General features: G+C 65.0%; 16 protein-coding genes and 1 tRNA gene. 7 read left to right on the forward strand and 10 right to left on the reverse strand.

Annotation, left to right across the window (positions count from 1 at the left end):
* Nucleotides 1-90 precede the first annotated feature (90 nt).
* From AC4ELH_RS10355 to AC4ELH_RS10370, 4 genes are all read right to left on the reverse strand, one after another.
* Complete coding sequence (locus AC4ELH_RS10355; protein ID WP_498884378.1) at nucleotides 91-687, reverse strand: hypothetical protein; 597 nt, start codon at nucleotides 685-687, stop codon at nucleotides 91-93.
* Nucleotides 688-788: 101 nt separating this feature from the next.
* Nucleotides 789-2,036, reverse strand: a complete 1,248-nt coding sequence (locus tag AC4ELH_RS10360) for an AAA family ATPase (RefSeq protein ID WP_498884379.1) — start codon at nucleotides 2,034-2,036, stop codon at nucleotides 789-791.
* A 517-nt stretch (nucleotides 2,037-2,553) separates the two neighbouring features.
* On the reverse strand, nucleotides 2,554-2,814 hold the full coding sequence (locus AC4ELH_RS10365; protein WP_498884381.1) for a helix-turn-helix domain-containing protein: 261 nt from the start codon (nucleotides 2,812-2,814) through the stop codon (nucleotides 2,554-2,556).
* Nucleotides 2,815-3,038: 224 nt separating this feature from the next.
* Nucleotides 3,039-4,190: a tyrosine-type recombinase/integrase gene (locus tag AC4ELH_RS10370; protein WP_498884383.1), complete on the reverse strand. Its 1,152-nt coding sequence runs from the start codon at nucleotides 4,188-4,190 to the stop codon at nucleotides 3,039-3,041.
* Nucleotides 4,191-4,513: 323 nt separating this feature from the next.
* On the opposite strand from AC4ELH_RS10370, the gene AC4ELH_RS10375 reads away from it, so the two are divergent.
* Together AC4ELH_RS10375 and AC4ELH_RS10380 are read left to right on the forward strand one after the other, a co-directional pair.
* On the forward strand, nucleotides 4,514-4,843 hold the full coding sequence (locus AC4ELH_RS10375) for a DUF732 domain-containing protein (RefSeq protein ID WP_448446426.1): 330 nt from the start codon (nucleotides 4,514-4,516) through the stop codon (nucleotides 4,841-4,843).
* A 91-nt stretch (nucleotides 4,844-4,934) separates the two neighbouring features.
* Entirely contained in the window at nucleotides 4,935-5,282 is a 348-nt protein-coding gene (locus tag AC4ELH_RS10380) for a hypothetical protein (protein WP_413784891.1), read from the forward strand.
* Here AC4ELH_RS10380 and AC4ELH_RS10385 read toward each other — a convergent pair whose 3' ends face one another.
* From AC4ELH_RS10385 to AC4ELH_RS10395, 3 genes are all read right to left on the reverse strand, one after another.
* On the reverse strand, nucleotides 5,283-5,447 hold the full coding sequence (locus AC4ELH_RS10385) for a hypothetical protein (RefSeq protein ID WP_448446424.1): 165 nt from the start codon (nucleotides 5,445-5,447) through the stop codon (nucleotides 5,283-5,285). It abuts the gene before it with no gap.
* Complete coding sequence (locus AC4ELH_RS10390) at nucleotides 5,447-5,797, reverse strand: hypothetical protein (RefSeq protein WP_064879245.1); 351 nt, start codon at nucleotides 5,795-5,797, stop codon at nucleotides 5,447-5,449. The genes AC4ELH_RS10385 and AC4ELH_RS10390 overlap by 1 nt, the downstream gene beginning before the upstream one ends.
* 148 nt (nucleotides 5,798-5,945) lie before the next feature.
* Nucleotides 5,946-7,649 (reverse strand): serine/threonine-protein kinase, encoded by a 1,704-nt coding sequence (locus tag AC4ELH_RS10395; RefSeq protein ID WP_498884385.1) that lies wholly within the window; start codon nucleotides 7,647-7,649, stop codon nucleotides 5,946-5,948.
* Between the two features lie 181 nt (nucleotides 7,650-7,830).
* On the opposite strand from AC4ELH_RS10395, the gene AC4ELH_RS10400 reads away from it, so the two are divergent.
* Nucleotides 7,831-7,903 (forward strand) — tRNA-Gly (locus AC4ELH_RS10400).
* A 12-nt stretch (nucleotides 7,904-7,915) separates the two neighbouring features.
* Here the strand turns inward: AC4ELH_RS10400 and AC4ELH_RS10405 are convergent.
* Together AC4ELH_RS10405 and AC4ELH_RS10410 are read right to left on the reverse strand one after the other, a co-directional pair.
* Nucleotides 7,916-8,368, reverse strand: a complete 453-nt coding sequence (locus AC4ELH_RS10405; RefSeq protein WP_448446420.1) for a hypothetical protein — start codon at nucleotides 8,366-8,368, stop codon at nucleotides 7,916-7,918.
* 11 nt (nucleotides 8,369-8,379) lie between these two features.
* Nucleotides 8,380-10,011 carry an alpha/beta hydrolase gene (locus AC4ELH_RS10410; protein ID WP_498884387.1) on the reverse strand — a complete coding sequence of 544 codons (1,632 nt, stop codon included), beginning with the start codon at nucleotides 10,009-10,011 and terminating at the stop codon, nucleotides 8,380-8,382.
* A gap of 156 nt (nucleotides 10,012-10,167) precedes the next feature.
* On the opposite strand from AC4ELH_RS10410, the gene AC4ELH_RS10415 reads away from it, so the two are divergent.
* From AC4ELH_RS10415 to AC4ELH_RS10430, 4 genes are all read left to right on the forward strand, one after another.
* A complete protein-coding gene (locus AC4ELH_RS10415; RefSeq protein WP_064879239.1) occupies nucleotides 10,168-10,734 on the forward strand; it encodes a TetR/AcrR family transcriptional regulator in 567 nt (188 codons plus the stop codon).
* A gap of 91 nt (nucleotides 10,735-10,825) precedes the next feature.
* Nucleotides 10,826-11,479 carry a biliverdin-producing heme oxygenase gene (locus tag AC4ELH_RS10420; protein WP_064960255.1) on the forward strand — a complete coding sequence of 218 codons (654 nt, stop codon included), beginning with the start codon at nucleotides 10,826-10,828 and terminating at the stop codon, nucleotides 11,477-11,479.
* Nucleotides 11,480-11,706: 227 nt separating this feature from the next.
* The gene (locus tag AC4ELH_RS10425) at nucleotides 11,707-13,296 is read left to right on the forward strand and encodes a PPE family protein (protein ID WP_498884389.1); all 1,590 of its coding nucleotides are present in this window, start codon (nucleotides 11,707-11,709) and stop codon (nucleotides 13,294-13,296) included.
* Nucleotides 13,297-13,413: 117 nt separating this feature from the next.
* Entirely contained in the window at nucleotides 13,414-14,223 is an 810-nt protein-coding gene (locus AC4ELH_RS10430; protein WP_498884391.1) for a hypothetical protein, read from the forward strand.
* Here the strand turns inward: AC4ELH_RS10430 and AC4ELH_RS10435 are convergent.
* On the reverse strand, nucleotides 14,220-15,278 hold the full coding sequence (locus tag AC4ELH_RS10435) for a 3-deoxy-7-phosphoheptulonate synthase (RefSeq protein WP_064879231.1): 1,059 nt from the start codon (nucleotides 15,276-15,278) through the stop codon (nucleotides 14,220-14,222). The genes AC4ELH_RS10430 and AC4ELH_RS10435 overlap by 4 nt on opposite strands.
* Between the last annotated feature and the right edge of the window lie 15 nt (nucleotides 15,279-15,293).

Raw genomic sequence — 15,293 nt, forward strand, 5'->3', positions numbered from 1 at the left:
TCCTGCGGCTGGTGTTGCCACCCATGCTCCAGGCAGGCGCTGTGGCAGAACGGGTTCGTGGCGCTGACGGTGCAACGCGGAACGCTGCTTTCACTCATCGCAGCTGCTCCCCCCTTCACCTGTGAGGTCATGATCACCACGCAGCTCACTGACCCGACCGTTCCACGCCTTGGTACGCGCCTCGGCGAGCATCACTCGTGCGTCGTAGTTGGATGCGCGCGTTTCGATTTCCTCGACCATCTGCGGGACGATATGACCGGCGATCGTGTCCAAGGCAGCCATGCAGACCAGGAACAGCAGTCCGGGATCGCCCTTCAGTTCGCTGAAGAATCGGTTCTTGACCTCATCGAGCCTGTCTTGATCTTCGCCGCAGTCGAGCATGTCGAATGCGAGGCGGGCGCCGAATAACTCTTTGGCGGTGATGGATGGCAGGACGAGGGAGTCGCCGGTGCGTTGTCCGTCTGAGTTGTAGGTTGGCAGGGCGGATATCAGGGTGTCCCATGGTTCTTCGATGAGTGACCATCCGCGTGCTTCGTCGGCCTCGGATCGGGCCTTGGCGAGACGTTCAGGTTGGGTGTCTCGCGCCTGCCCAATCGCGTCGATCCATGCGCGTAGCGCCGATGTGGATGATTCTGCTTCGGCAAGGATTTCGTCGGGGGTCATGTCATCGATGTTGTTGGTGGTCATTGCTAGTTCCCTTCAGTGGGTGTCGTCGCCAGCGGGTTCGCTGTCGATCAAGTCGTGGTCGTCAATCAAGTCGCGGTCTTGTTGCGACACATGTGGATAGGTCATCGCGTACTGCCGCTGTAGTGGCACTCCATGCACTGACCAGACTTCAGCGATTCATCGAGGATGAGTTCGGCGCCGCATCCGCATCGCTGGCCATCGCCAGAAAGTGGTGAAACCGATGAAAGTGGTGAATCCCCAGGTGGAGTGCTGTTTTGAATTTCACCACTCATCATCGAGGGGTCAGATGTGAAATCTGACCCTCGAGTTTCACCACTAGTGCCGACAATCGAAAGGTGCCTCTGACCAGCACTTTCACCAGTTTCACTACTTTCACCACTTCTTAGGGGTGCGTAAGTGCCCCAAGCTGTTTTGGTGATCTGCTGCCGGTCGCACAGCTTCGCCAATGTGTTGCCTGCCAGCTTGTTGTCTATGCCCAGGTGTTCGGCAAGTTCAGCGGGTTTCGTCGTTAAGCGACTGTTGACGAACTTCAGTGCGTCGAGGGAGCGGTCGCCTAAGTTCTTAGTCTCACGGCGACTTTGAGCCTCGGCAGCGGCTTCCGCCAAGCCTGCACCAGCCAGCGTCCAAGCTCCGTTGTCAACAGTGAACGCGTACTCCCCCTCCGGGGCGTCCCGGCCGGTGACTTGAAGCGTGGCTTCGTTGCTGCCGCGAGCGCGACGTAGCACCAAGACATAGTCCGCCGAACCGGCCAGGCCTAGTGTGCCTGACAAGTCGTCCACGAAGTCATCTGATGAGGCCTTCCGTGAATGGTGCACGCCGAGAAGCGCTGAGCCGGGGAACGCATCCACAACCTCTTTCAGTGCGACACCGGCTTTGTAGTCCGCGAGGTAGGGGTCTTCTCCCTGGCGCCGTTGCTGCCGGGCCCGCCCCAAGGTGTCCAGGATGATTAGCCCGCGAGGATGGGCCAGCAGCCACGCCGAGATTGTGGCGATCAGGAGGTTTGGCCGCACCGCGGTTAAGAGGTGGAGCCGCTTCGGCGGAATCTCGCCGCCGAAGACGGCACGGATGCGGTCCTGCAACCTTCTGTGGGAATCCTCCAGCGCGAGGAGTAGGACATCCTTCTCTTCGACCGCTATCTTGCCGAAGCCGTGGCCACCGGATGCAACCGCGAGGGCCAGATTCAGTGTCCACCAGGACTTTCCGAGCTTCGGCGGTCCTGCCACGATCCCGAATCCCTCTTGTACGATGCCGTGGACGAACTGGACGAGCGGGGGGAATACTTCGTTGTGCAGTTCAGCGGCGGTGATGATTTCGGCGAGGAGGTCGACCTCTTGTTCGGTTCCGGTCATGCGACCACCCCGTTTGCGAGTGAGTGCAACTCCATCGCAAGTGCCCGGTCGTCTCCGCCCCTGCGGTACAACGAGCGCAGGACTTCGATGGGCAGCAGGGGGATTCCGACTCCCTGCTTGAGGAGGTGGAGTGCTGCGTCGCGCCATCCGTCGATCGACTTATCACCCAATGGCGGTTCGGTGCATCTGCAGACCCAGCCGTCTCGGCATCCACAGTCGAGCGGTTCTAGCCGTTTGGCAGCTTCCCGCCGGCGGGCCAGTTGGCTTTGAACGTCTTGAGGGAACGTGCGGGTGCAGGGAACCCAGGCCAGCGATTTCCCGGTCATGCTGCCGTCCCCTCGTTGCGGAGGTGACGTTGGCAACGCCAGCCGCAGCCGCGTGCCACGGACACGTCCGTGGTCAATGCACGCTTGCAGCGCTTGCAGCGCGGAATCCCGCTAAACTCGGGAGCATCGACTGTGGCGGTTGACGTGGTGGCCCGGGACTCAGCCCCCGGGCTTCTTCGTGTTTGAGGCATCTACACACCGCCTCCAACAGGGACCATCGCAGAGTCGATCTCATTCAAATCAACTCGCAGGACCCGCTCATTCAGCTTGTATCCGGTGATGCGCCCTTCGCTTATCCACCTTCGGATTGTCCGAACGTCGTCGATGCCGATGTACTCGGCGGCCTGCTTGAGTGATGCCCATCGCCGGGCTACCGCATGTTCGGGATGTCTCCGAGCGGCCCGGTTCAGGCTTGGTGCGTTCGGTTTGGATTGAGTTGGCAGATGCGCCATGGAAGTTGCTCCGTCACAGTGAGTTTGGGTTTGTTTAGAACCCGCGCAGAGAGGCGCGTATCTCACTGCTGGACGTCGAGCAGTACCCGCGAATTAACCGTCTCGCGTAACGTGGTCCGTCCCTAGCTCGGTGGAATCGGTTACCACCGTTTGCCCCGATTGCTCGGTCGCGCTAGCTAGAAATTTTATAGCACATACGTGCGAGAAGCGCCCGCAAGTGCGCATCAACTCAGCGTGTCGCCCTCGGCGATCTTGGACAGCAACTTGGCGATCTGCCGGTCTCTGCCCTGCGCGGCGTGCTGGTATCGCATAGCCGCGCCGGGTGTCGAATGTCCAAGCCGCGCCATAAGTTCCGCCAAAGTAGCACCAGTCGCCGCGGCAAGCACTGCACCTGAATGGCGTAAGTCGTGCCAGCGCAGGTCATCCCGTTTCGCCGCTGCGCGAGCTTTGTAAAAGCTGCGGTACAGGCTCGCCGGGGCCAGGTGCCCACCATGGGCGGCCGGGAACAGTAGCGAGTCGCGGCCAGGTTGAACGTGAGTCTCAAGGTGCTGCTTCAGCACTGGAATGAGGTGGGGTGGCACTTCGACGTCTCGGCGGCCCGCTTCGCTTTTGGGTGTCGTCACCGTAAAGCCGCCCTCATCGGTGCGCACTACCGCGCGCTCGATACGGACTACTCCGTACCCTTCGTCCTCGCCCTCCACAATGGTGATGTCTTTGCGCCGCAGCTCGGTCAGTTCGCCGAAGCGCAGTGCGCACCAGGCGGCGAGGAGCACCATCGTCCGGTACTGCGCAGGCATGCTCTCCGCGATGGTGGCGATTTCTTCGAGGGATGCCGGCCTGATCTTGTGGACGCGTTTGGCGCTTCCGGCTCCACGGATGGTGCACGGGTTCGTCGTGATCTTGCCGTCGCTGAGCGCCGTACCGAGGATGGTCCTCAGTAGTCCGTAGCAGTGCGCTCGTAGTGTCGGGGTCTTCCGCTCCCCCAATGTGGTGTGCCATTCGCGTACGTCGTCGGCAGTGATCGAGCCGAGTGCCTTCGAGCCGAGGTCGGGCAGAATGTGCTCATCGAGTAGCTTGCGGTAGTGCTCTCGGGTGCGGGGCTTCAGGTCGCGGTTGCGGATCCAGGTATCGGCATATTCATCGAGGGTCAGGCGCTTCTCTGTAGCGCCGGGCGGCTGCCATGCCTTCGAGATGATGTCGGCCTGCCGCAGGGAGAGCCAGCCGCGGGCGTCCTTCTCGGTGAGAAACGTCGTGTCGGCTTTGTACCTGTTGCCGTCTGGCCCGAAGTACATCGCCCGGTATCGGCCGCTGGGGAGTTTGTGGGCGGTGCCAAATGCTCCGCGCTTCTGGGCCTTGCGTCCCTCGCCTCTGACCACCAGACTCCTCAGTGCCGTGAACTCTCTGAGTTCGCGTGAACTCGTTGTGAGCTAACGAGACCGTACCAAAACTGTCACAACTGCCCGCAACTATGCGCTACACTGACCGGCATAAGCGCAGGCAGAACCACTGTTTTCGCTGCTCAACATACCTACGCTAGCAAACCATGTGAACTGGTTCAATCCCAGTATCGCGCACCACATTCTCTGCAGATGAGGCCCGGTTTCGACCGGGCCTTTCTTGTCTCTGTCACGTGTTCGACTTTCCTTGCGGCCCCCGATAATTCGCCAACACGCGGGGTGGCTTCAGCAATAATTCACAGGTGATCCCCGTCAGATACGCAGCGGTCGCCGCGACCCTGCTCACCGTCGCCGCGCCGATCGGGACCGCGCACGCCAGCGATGCCAGTTATATGGAGCGCCTCAGAGTCGACTTCGGCTTCGAACTCGCGCCGGACAAAGAGCAATACGCACTGAAAACCGGGCATTTCTTCTGCGACTTGATGCACGATGGGACACCCCGCGAGGATGTCGTGGGACTGTTCAAGGCGTACAACGATCAGCAGTCCCCGGAGCGTCAGGTGACCCTGGAGCAGATAAACGACCTGGTCGACGCGGCGCAACTCGAGCTCTGTCCCGACACGATCGACTAGGCGACTGATAACACTGTCGGACGTAGTGAGCCAATAAGGCAGTTCGTTCGATCACCTGATTGTTCGAACATATGATCGATCCGTGGGCGACATGCAGGCCATCGGCTACGGCGGGCAACCCGTCCGCGACGCGTTCCGCGTCGTGCGGCCACCCGCGCCCGTCCTGGTCGATCTGGTCGCTCTGTTCCCCCGCGAACCACACCTGGCGGGTCGCTACCACCCGTTGGGCATCCAGATGAGCAAGGTCGTCGAAGGCAAGCTGAGCTGCTGGGCGCTGTGCGAACAAGGCCAGTGGTGGGGCCTAGTCACCTACCCCATCCGTTTCGGAGCGAACGAAAAAACCGTGACCCACTGGATCCCCGCATGGGTACTCAAGCCTCATGAGGGACAAGGAGAAAAGGCTTCAAAAGGTCTTCGAAAGCGTCGCCGCCGAAGCTGATCAGAACGCTGCCGATCCGTAGTCGACGGCATGTGGCCACACCTGCTGAAATGCGTACCCGTCCCAGATGCAGATCGATGACGGGGTGACGAACGCCGACCCATTCCAGATCTTCGGGGCGCCGTTGACGAACGCGGAGCCGTTCCACACCTTGAGGTCAGGCATCAGGGCACCACATAGAGCACGCCGGTGACCCCAGACGTGGGAAGCGTTCCGACGATGACGCTGCCCGCTGCGCCGGATTGAACAGCCCCGGTGACGCGGGAGTCGTTGCCCTGGCACGCCGTTCCCGCCGTCGCACCGTACGACACCGCCAGCGTGCGGTTGGCCGACAGGTCACCACCACCGGTCAGGCCCGTGCCCGCCGTGATCGTCGTGGCTTTGTCAGCTTTCCCTGACAACGCGGTGACCGCCGCGGCGAGGTCCGTGGTGTTCTGATTGACCGCGTCTGCAACGGCATTCTGATCCGACGCGGTGAACAAGTCACCGATGGTCCAATCATTTCTCAATGGCATGGTTGGCATCTTGGTCGGTGGCGCACAGCGAATCCTCGAAACCGGAAAACCTGACATCCGCAGCCACGCCTGGACCACACGTAAGTAGCAGCCGGGCGGCGCTTTTCGGCAAAGCTGCTGAACTCCTGTTGCCGCTCGGAGCGGGCACCTATGCCGGTGGGAGGGGCGCAGCGGGCGGAACGGCGGGCGGAATGGGGTTCGGGATGATCGCGCCGATCGCCGGCGGTGGCGCCACCGGAGGGGCGGGCGGCAGCGGAGGAGGCACCTCAGGGCCCGGCGGCAGCGGCGGGGGCAATTGCGGAGCGGGTGGCAACGGATCCGCAACCGCGGCAGGGTCGGCAATCGGGCTGCCCGGTGGAACTTCGTCGAGCCGGGTCGCGAGAACCGGCACGGTGATCACCGCACCTTGCAGCCCACACTCGTTGGACTGGATGGTGGTGGTTTGAGCGCCGGCCAGCCCGCCGTCCGGCTGGGGTGTCAAGGCCAACGCCGTATCCGTTGCCTGTGCCAGCCCGACGTTCGGCGCCTCGCAGGGCAGTGAGCCCCGCCCCGGATCACCCTGCCAAGAATCGTTGAGGAAGCGGAACACCGCCGTCATGCCGCCGCCCTCGAGGTAGGGAACGGCATGGTTGATGCTGTCCATGCGTGTCGAGGTCGTGACACATCCCGCCGGTGTACAGGCCGATCGGAATGCCCACCAGTAGCTCGCGATCTGGTTGCCCGCCGCGGGCCAAGGGCTGCCGTTGAGTGTGGCGTGGATGTTGTCGTAGTCGAGGCGGTACAGGCCGTCGAAGACCGGGCTGCTGGGCGCTGGGACGGCCGCTGCATTCGTGGCGCCGGCAACGGCTGTGCTCGGTGGTGGGCTCGGCTGCTCACTGGTTGCGGCGTCAGCCGATGGCCACAGCTGCCACATCCCGACGCCGGCGACGACGCAGACGGCGGCGGTCGCCGCTATGGGCACCCAGCCTGGCATCTGGGGTAACCGAAACCCGGGCTGGGGCGCCGAGGCGGCCGATGCCGGCGTCAAAGTCACCGCGGGCAACGGGGTTTCATCGGCCAGGGCGTGGGCAAAGGTGCCGCAGCTGACGAATCGGTCGGCCGGGTTCTTGGCCAGAGCTTTGGCCAGCACCGGATCGAGGTCGGCCAGCTCGGGCCGCATGTCGGCCAACGCCGTCGGCTTGGAGTTGACGTGGCGGCTGACGACGACAGCAGGATTGGGATGGTCGAACAGCTGCGTTCCGGTCAACAGGTGGTAGGCGGTGCAGGCCAGCGCGTACTGATCTGCGCGGCCATCGACGTCCTCCCCCATCAGTTGTTCGGGCGCGGCATAGCCGGGGTTGTCCGCAGCCTCGCCGTTGCGTGCGACACCGAGGTCGACCAGCACCACGCGCGGCTCCGCATCACCATCGGCGTCGGTGACGATGATGTTGGCCGGCCCGACGTCGCGATGCAGGGAACCGTGCTTGTGGGCGTAGTCGAGCGCGCCGGCGACCGCGATGACGATGCGGAAAACCTGTTCGCGCGGCAGGCCGTCGGGGTACCGCTGATCGAGAAGACCAGCGAGATCCGTGCCGTCGACGAAGTCCCTCGATATCCAGAACTGACCGTCGTGTTCCCCGCGGCCACGGACCCTGGCGATGCTGGGATGCCACAACGCGGCGGCCACATCCGCCTCACGGTGAAACCGCTCCCGGTACCCGGGCTCGTCGGACCAGTCCCTGGGCAGCACCCTCAGCACCTCAGTGCCACGACGCCTCGGATGCTGAGCGACGTAGACCTCCCCCGCCCCGTCTGGCCCCAGCGGTCGAACGATCCGGAACACGGAGAACGTCTCATCGACGTTGAGCGCCATCCAGGAATCCTACGAACTGCACTCCGACGCCTGTCGCCGGCATCCGGATCACGACACCGTTTCGCGGGCCCGGACTGGTTACGTTGCCCCGCAATGCAAGTCAAACCGCGGGATTTGTGTCTGCGTGCGTCCGTGGGCTACTGTTCGGCTTCGCGACGGGCGACGATCTCGCTCGTGGCGCGCGGATGTAGCGCAGTTGGTAGCGCATCACCTTGCCAAGGTGAGGGTCGCGGGTTCGAATCCCGTCATCCGCTCAGAAGGTGCGATCAGCGCTTGACCGCGTACCGTTCGGTTGTCCAACGGCCCAGTTCTGTGCGCCAGGTGACCTCGACCTCGGTGTCTCCCGCGGCGGACAACACAACACCCAGGCTGACGGAGTCACCCGGATCCACCGAACTCACGGTTTTTTCGGCCGACCCCGAGGAGTTCGAAGCCTTTGCCGTGACCGAGCGAGCCTTGTCACGCCCCGTGTTCTCCACTCGCATGACACCGTCTTCGGCCCAGGCGACGCGCCACGCGACGAACGACTTCTCCGTGCCCAGCTCGCGACCGCGGGCCGCTTCCTCCATCGCCTGTCCGATGAGGATCCCGAGCTGAGCCTGGTTCACACGAATCCGCTTGGCGAGCACTTCGTTGCGCCACGCCACAGCACCGATCGCGAGCAAGATCGGCCAGAACAAGAACACCACGCCGACAATCCACCCGAACAGTCCTCCCACAAACGCGCAGACTACGCGAAGCGGCCGATCGCGTCCTGAATCCGCTGGGTCACTGCGGGATCCCAACCCTTCGGCGCGAGGATGTCGACCCACAGGTCAGCGGCATCCGGTCCGAACGCATGCCCATACCCGTAGGGCACGTCGGCGGAGAAAATCATGTCCAGCGTGACCTGCCAGAAGGTGACCAACGGTAGCCAGCGCATCCCCGGGTCCACATCGGGTCCCAGCGGTTCCCGCAACCAGTCCGGCCGGTGCAGCAGCAGGTCGAACGACCACCACGTGATCGGATCGCTGGCGTGCTGCCAGAACACCACACGCGGAAACTCCCAGTGCCCAGCGAGATTCACATCGGAGGTCCGGGAGGCGAAGCGGACATGGCGCCCTCCGTCGATCACCGGTAGTCGTTGCAGCGAGCCGGGATCCCTGTTGGCGGTGAGTCTCCCCCACGGCTGCGCGAAGTTGGGCGTTCCCACCAACAACGCGCCATCGGTGCGGCTGACGATATCGGCGCCGGAGGCGAACGCCGACTGGCCGCCGAACGAACCAAGGCTCTCCCCGAACACCACCAGTTTCGGCCGTTTGACCTCTGGCAGCGCCACCCAGACCCGGTGCACCGCTTCGAACAGTGCCTGCCCTGCCAGCGGTCGGGTCTCCCGGTCGGCGATGAAGGACAGCGCGCTGGGCAGGAACGAATACTGCATCGACGCGATCGCGGTATCCCCGCCGTTGACGTATTCGAGGGCGGCCGCCACATTCGGGTTCACCCAGCCGCGCCCGGTGGTGGTCACCACGGCCAGCACCTTGCGCTCGAAGGCGTGGGTGCGGTGCAGCTCGGCGATCACCTGCCCGGCGATGCCTTCGACGCTGTCGGCGGACGTGCGGCCGGCGTACACCCGGATCGGCGTACGTGCCGGCGCGCCGGTCACTTTCGAGATCTGTTCGACGTGGGGGCCACCGGCCACGAAACTTCGACCTTCGCGCCCGAGGGTGTCCCACGGCTGCGCCGATGCCGGCGACCCGGAACGCTCCGGCGCACTCGGTTGCGTCACGCCCTCCGCGGTGCTCTTGTCAGCCGCCTTCGCAGAGCGTTCGGCCAGGCTCAGCAGGCCGCGGTGCAGGGCGCCGTCGAGCCCCGTCACCACCAGCGTCACCACGATCACCACGGCAGCCAACCGGGCCACCGGGCCGGGCACGAACCGGCCACCGAAGTCAGTCAAACGATGGGTGGCCCAACGTAATCCACGCCCGATCGCCACAAGCGCCAGTGCGATCACCAGAGCGAGGAGCAGCACCAGGAGGTAGAACGACCGCTCGGCACGTGGCATGCCGATCAGGTCGCGCACGATCTGCTGCCACCACGACCCGAGCACCAGGAACGTCGGGACAACCACGGCGGCGGCACCGGCCAGTGCCCACCACCCGATCCGTCGGATGCGCACGGACCATTGCGGACTGATCCCGCAACGCCGCACAACCCATGCCGTCGCGCACCCCAACCCGTACCCGATCCCGACACTGATACCCGTCGCGACCCCCTGCAGGTACCACGCCCGCGGTAACAGAGACGGGCTCATCGACCAGGCGAAGAACAGCAGCGCGACGGCCAGTCCGCCCGGATGCAGGGTGCGTGCCGCGGACGTCACGGGCGCCGGGATGGGTAAGTCCCGCAAGGCTCGCAGCACGAAGTACCGCCCTTCATCCAGATGGGTATCGAGACTGTAATGGACGGCGGGTTCCCCACCTGCCGGCTAAGGCTGGACTAACAGAATTCGCAGGCAGGGCGGGCGTTAGACTCGAGCGTGCCCAGGATCAGCGCCTCATCGGTCGAAGAACACCGCGAGCAGATCCAGCAGCGCATCTTCGAAGCATTCGCCGCCCTGATGACCGAGCACAGCTTCGACGCGATCACCATGGCCAAGCTCGCGGCCGAGGCCGGCATCGGACGGACCGCGATCTATCACCACTTCCCGGACAAAGAGTCGGTGGTGATCGCATTCGCGTCGCATGAGACAAGCCGCTACCTCGACGGGCTGCGCAACGCGCTGTCCGAGGTGAACGATCCCGTTGGGCGACTTAGGGTTTACATCCGGCACCAGCTCGAAGCCGGACAGGAATTCCACATGGGCATGGGCATGCAGCTGTATGGCGCCTTGTCGAACGAGACCATGCTGGCCATCCGCGATCACGTGGTGGCGGTGGAGGACGTGCTGCGCGAGATCCTCGCGCAGGGTGTGGCCGACGGGAAGTTCGTCATCGACGACGAGGCCGCCACCATGTCACTGATCCATGCGTGCCTGGCGCCACGGCACCTTCCAGTAGCCGCCATCGAGCAGTTTGTCCTGCGCGCACTGTCCGCAAAAACGTAGATCCCCACGCCGCGCGACCCGGTGCTAGGTTTCCTGACAGATTGTCGGCATGATGTTGACAACCTGTCGTTAAAACACCTGGAGCCAGAGTATGCCGAGCGCCGTTGCCCCCGAGACCGTCCGATCGCTGTCCGTCGCCATGCGCGAGGACTCGCGAAGCGAGCACGAGGCCGCCGAGCAGTCGTCGTTCATGTCGGAGTTGCTCAGCGGGCGGGTCAACGGCCAGGGCTACGTTGATTACCTGCTGCGACTGCGCGCGGTCTATCGCAGCCTGGAGGACACGGTCCGAGCCCGACGTACCGACCCGGTCGTCGGCGCGTTCCATGACCCGATGCTGGAACGGTTGGCCACCATCGACGCCGACCTCGACCATTGGGCCCCGGGCTCAGCGCACGAGGTCGACTCCCCCGCCGCCCAGACCTACTGCACCCGGATCGCCGAATCCGATTGGGGCGGAGCACTTCTGGCCCACCACTACACCCGCTACCTCGGCGACCTGTCCGGCGGCCAGGCCATCGGTCGAGTGCTCGACCGGTCCTTCGACCTGGACGGCGCAGGCCTGTCGTTCTACGAATTCCCGATGCGGGCCAAGCCGTACAAGGACGCCTACCGGGCCCGACTCGACGGTCTCGACCTCGATCAGGACGACATCGACCGCGTCGTCGACGAGGTCAAGGTGGCCTTCGCGCTGAACCAGGCACTGTTCGACGAACTCACCGCCAACCTGCCCGCTTACCGCCGCTGACCCGCGCACACACCAACTGACGACTGTGTCGGCACATAGGAAGTTCATACCCCAAATCGGCAAAAGTTAGCTTATGCTAACCATACTTAGCCACTGGGGGAGCAAAGCGATCGAGAGGAGAACCGGGCCGCCGGCACGCGCTGCATCCCGGACAACGCGATGACTATCTGCACCCCCGTCCCCCCGTCGGCAAACGACGCCACTTCGCCCGTCCTGGGGGGTCTGCGATGACCGCCCCCGTGTGGATGGCGCTGCCGCCCGAAGTGCATTCAGCTCTGCTCAGCAGCGGTCCGGGCGCCGGGCCATTGCTGGCGGCGGCCGGGGCATGGACCTCGTTGAGTACCGAATACTCCTCGGCCGCAACCGAATTGACAACGCTGATGGGTACGGTCCAGGCCGGGTCATGGGAGGGGCCCAGCGCCGATCGGTACGCGGCGGCACACCTGCCCTACCTGGCATGGCTGGGCGCCACCAGCGCGAGCAGCGCACGGGTGGCCGCCCAGATCGAGACCGCGGCCGCCTCCTACACCGCCGCCCTGGCAGCGATGCCGACGCTGGCCGAACTCGCCGCCAACCGCACGACCCTCGGTGTGCTGGTGGCCACCAACTTCTTCGGGATCAACACCGTCCCCATCGCGGTCAACGAGGCCGACTACGTCCGCATGTGGATCCAGGCCGCGACCACGATGACGGTCTACCAGGCGTCCACCGAGGTTGCGGTGGCGACCGCGCCGCCGTCCACGGCGGCACCGGTACTGCTGGCGCCGGGGGTCGGGGAAGCGGACTCCGGGTCGGCGACGATGATGCAGTCTGCCGCCGTGGCCCGAGCCGGCGAATCGGGCTCTTCCCTCAGCCTGAGCGATGTGCTCAGTTCGTACGAGGAGTTCATCGAGTGGATCAAGGCCAACGATCCGATCGGCAACTGGCTGGCCGAGCAGTCTGAGCATTTCTACGGGATGTACGACCAGCTCAGGGAATTCATTCTTGAACCCTGGCGGATCCCGCAGATCCTCGCCGAGATCATCGCCGACCCGTCCTTGTTGTTCAGCACCTACATCAACGTGTTCTTCCTGGGTGCGTACACGGCCGTCTTCGCTGTGCTGGGCACTCCGCTGTACGCCGCTGCGGTCGCGGCCGCGTCCCCGGCCATGCTCGGACTACTCGGGATCGTCGGACTGGCCCAGGCCTACGACATTCCGATCGACGCTCCGGCCGAGGAGATCGCCCGTGCCGAGCCGCCCGCAGTCGCCGCGTTGCCCGGCTCCGCGGCGCCGGCATCGGTGGCGGCGGGCGCCGCACCGACGTCCACACCCACCTCCGCGCCCGCCGCCCCTGCACCGTCAACTCCCACTCCGATGCCCGCCGGGACCGAGACCTCCCTGTATGCGGTGCCGGGCGGGGGCGCCGGATTCGGTCACGGAGCGACGTCGCGGTACAGCGCCACCGCCAAGGCTTCGGACTCCGTAGGCGCGTCCGCCGCGGCCGCCGCCACAGCCGCGGCGATCAACAAGCGCCGGTCGCAGGCCCGCAAGCGACGCGGCGGAACCGCCAAAGACCGCGGTTACCGCTATGAGTTCATGACGGCCGACGGTGTCGCCGCACCGCCGCCCGAGCAAGCGGTCAACACGAGCGCCTCCGAGAGTGGGGCCGGAAACCTCGGATTCACCGGAACCGCAGTGAAATCGACGGTGTCCGGACCGGCCGGGCTGACCACGTTGGCCGACGACGCCTTCGGCGACGGAACGACGATCCCGATGGTGCCGGGCAGCTGGCAGCCCGAGGTGGACGCCGCGCCGGCGACAGAGGACGATGCCTAACCGATCCCTGTTGAGGCGGTGAGTAATTCGTGAGAACCCGCGTGATCTTCCGTCCACGGCGCGCGACCTTCGGGAGGTCATGCCAATACTGGTGATTCCGTTGGAAGGGAGCACCAGGTGAGCAGTGACACCGCGCAGTCCTCCATATGGGAGAGCACGCTGCCGCACTTCTCCACCGTCGAAAAGCACGGCCACATCACCGTGCCCGTCGTCCGACCGTCAGAAACGCTGCGATTCTTCGCCGTCCTCACCTTCATCCTGTGGGTACCGGTCGCCGTCGGCGCAGCATTCTGGATTCACAGCATGCAGACCCACAACCCGTCGACCTGGTTGGGCCTCGCCGCGATCGTCGGCTCGTTTCTTCCGGCCATCCTCGCCGGCATCCTCGCCGACGAGGCCCTCGACACTTTCGGCCAGCGCAGTACCGCCAACCGGGTGGCCGTCATACCCGCCCTCACCGGCGTCGCGGTCGGCCTGTTGGGAGCCGCACTGTGGATAGGGGGTGTCACCGGCGGGGTCCTGGCGCTGGTCAGCGTGGTGTGCTCGGCCGCCGCGGCGGCCGCCACTGCGGCGGCGTGGCGGGGCATCGGCTATACCCGTCGCAGGCAAGACCGGCTGGCGGCCCTGCGCCGGCACGGTGTGCGTTCACCAGGCGAGTTGCGCAATGTGGAGTTCAAGCAGCGGTGGACTGCGGACGATCCTCAATTCACCGTCACCGTCGCGTTCGAAGGCCCGACCGGGCGCCGGGTGGTGACGGCGAACATGGTCGCCCATCACTCCCGGGTTCCGCTGGCCGGCTCACGCGTCGTGGTCTTCAGTGCGCCTCACGACACCGACGATGACGTCCTCATCGAACTCGACCCCGCCGAACCGCCCAAGTTCGACCGCGACCCCGGCGGCCGGTACCGCAAGCCGAGCGGAAGCTAGCCCTCGCGCCTGGCAAGCTCGCGCAGCACCAGATCGGTTGCGTCCCAATCCATGCACTTGTCGGTGACCGACTGACCGTAGGTGAGCGGCCGCGCCTCGGGTGACTGCGCCCCGGCGACCAGGAAGCTCTCCAACATCACTCCGCTGACCGGCAGCCCGTCACGCACCATCTGAGCGACCTCGGTGGCCACCACTGCCTGACGGACGTGATCCTTGCCGGAATTGGCGTGGCTGCAATCGATCACCACACGGCCGGGCAGACCGGCGCCGCTCAGCTTGGCCGCGGTCGAGGCCACCGCATCGGCGCCGTAGTTCGGTCCCCCGGTGCCACCGCGCAGGATCACGTGGCAGTCCTCGTTGCCTGCGGTGCTCACCAGCGCACCACGGCCCATATCGTCCATTCCGAAGAAGACATGTTGAGCGGCAGCGGCTTTCACGCCGTCGACCGCGACCTGGATGTTTCCGTCGGTGCCGTTCTTGAAGCCGACCGGCATCGACAGGCCCGACGCCAACTGGCGGTGTACCTGCGACTCGGTGGTCCTGGCGCCGATGGCTCCCCACGCCACAGCGTCGGCAATGTACTGCGGGCTGGTCGGTTCCAGGAACTCGCACCCGACGGGCAGGCCGATGTCGATGATGTCGAGCAGCAGACGACGGGCCACACGGAGGCCACGCGCGACGTCGTAGGTGCCGTCCATGCCAGGGTCGTTGATCAGACCCTTCCAGCCGATCGTGGTGCGCGGCTTCTCGAAGTACACCCGCATGACGATCTTGAGCTGATCCTTGAGCTCGTCGGCCACCTTCACCAGGCGGCTGGCGTACTCCAGCGCGGCTGCGGGATCGTGCACCGAACACGGACCGACGACGACCAGCAGCCGGTCGTCCCGACCTGCCAGGATGTCGGCGATCTCATCGCGGTCGCGGGCCACCCGCTCCGCGCGGCGCTCCCCCAGCGGGAATTCGGTCAGCACATCGTGCGGGCTGGGAATCGCGCTGAAACTGCGAACCCGTCGGTCCGATGTGGCTGGGGCGTTGGCGATCTGCGCCAAGTTCATTTTTGGGGGTGCCTT

It is taken from the genome of Mycobacterium shunyiense, assembly GCF_058270075.1.

Coding starts and splice junctions, on each gene's coding strand:
- AC4ELH_RS10425 (WP_498884389.1), top strand. CDS start 11,707: ATGACCGCCCCCGTGTGGATGGCGCTGCCGCCCGAAGTGCATTCAGCT.
- AC4ELH_RS10390 (WP_064879245.1), bottom strand. CDS start 5,797: ATGCCATTGAGAAATGATTGGACCATCGGTGACTTGTTCACCGCGTCG.
- AC4ELH_RS10365 (WP_498884381.1), bottom strand. CDS start 2,814: ATGGCGCATCTGCCAACTCAATCCAAACCGAACGCACCAAGCCTGAAC.
- AC4ELH_RS10420 (WP_064960255.1), top strand. CDS start 10,826: ATGCCGAGCGCCGTTGCCCCCGAGACCGTCCGATCGCTGTCCGTCGCC.
- AC4ELH_RS10395 (WP_498884385.1), bottom strand. CDS start 7,649: ATGGCGCTCAACGTCGATGAGACGTTCTCCGTGTTCCGGATCGTTCGA.
- AC4ELH_RS10435 (WP_064879231.1), bottom strand. CDS start 15,278: ATGAACTTGGCGCAGATCGCCAACGCCCCAGCCACATCGGACCGACGG.
- AC4ELH_RS10380 (WP_413784891.1), top strand. CDS start 4,935: ATGCAGGCCATCGGCTACGGCGGGCAACCCGTCCGCGACGCGTTCCGC.
- AC4ELH_RS10355 (WP_498884378.1), bottom strand. CDS start 687: ATGACCACCAACAACATCGATGACATGACCCCCGACGAAATCCTTGCC.
- AC4ELH_RS10360 (WP_498884379.1), bottom strand. CDS start 2,036: ATGACCGGAACCGAACAAGAGGTCGACCTCCTCGCCGAAATCATCACC.
- AC4ELH_RS10385 (WP_448446424.1), bottom strand. CDS start 5,447: ATGCCTGACCTCAAGGTGTGGAACGGCTCCGCGTTCGTCAACGGCGCC.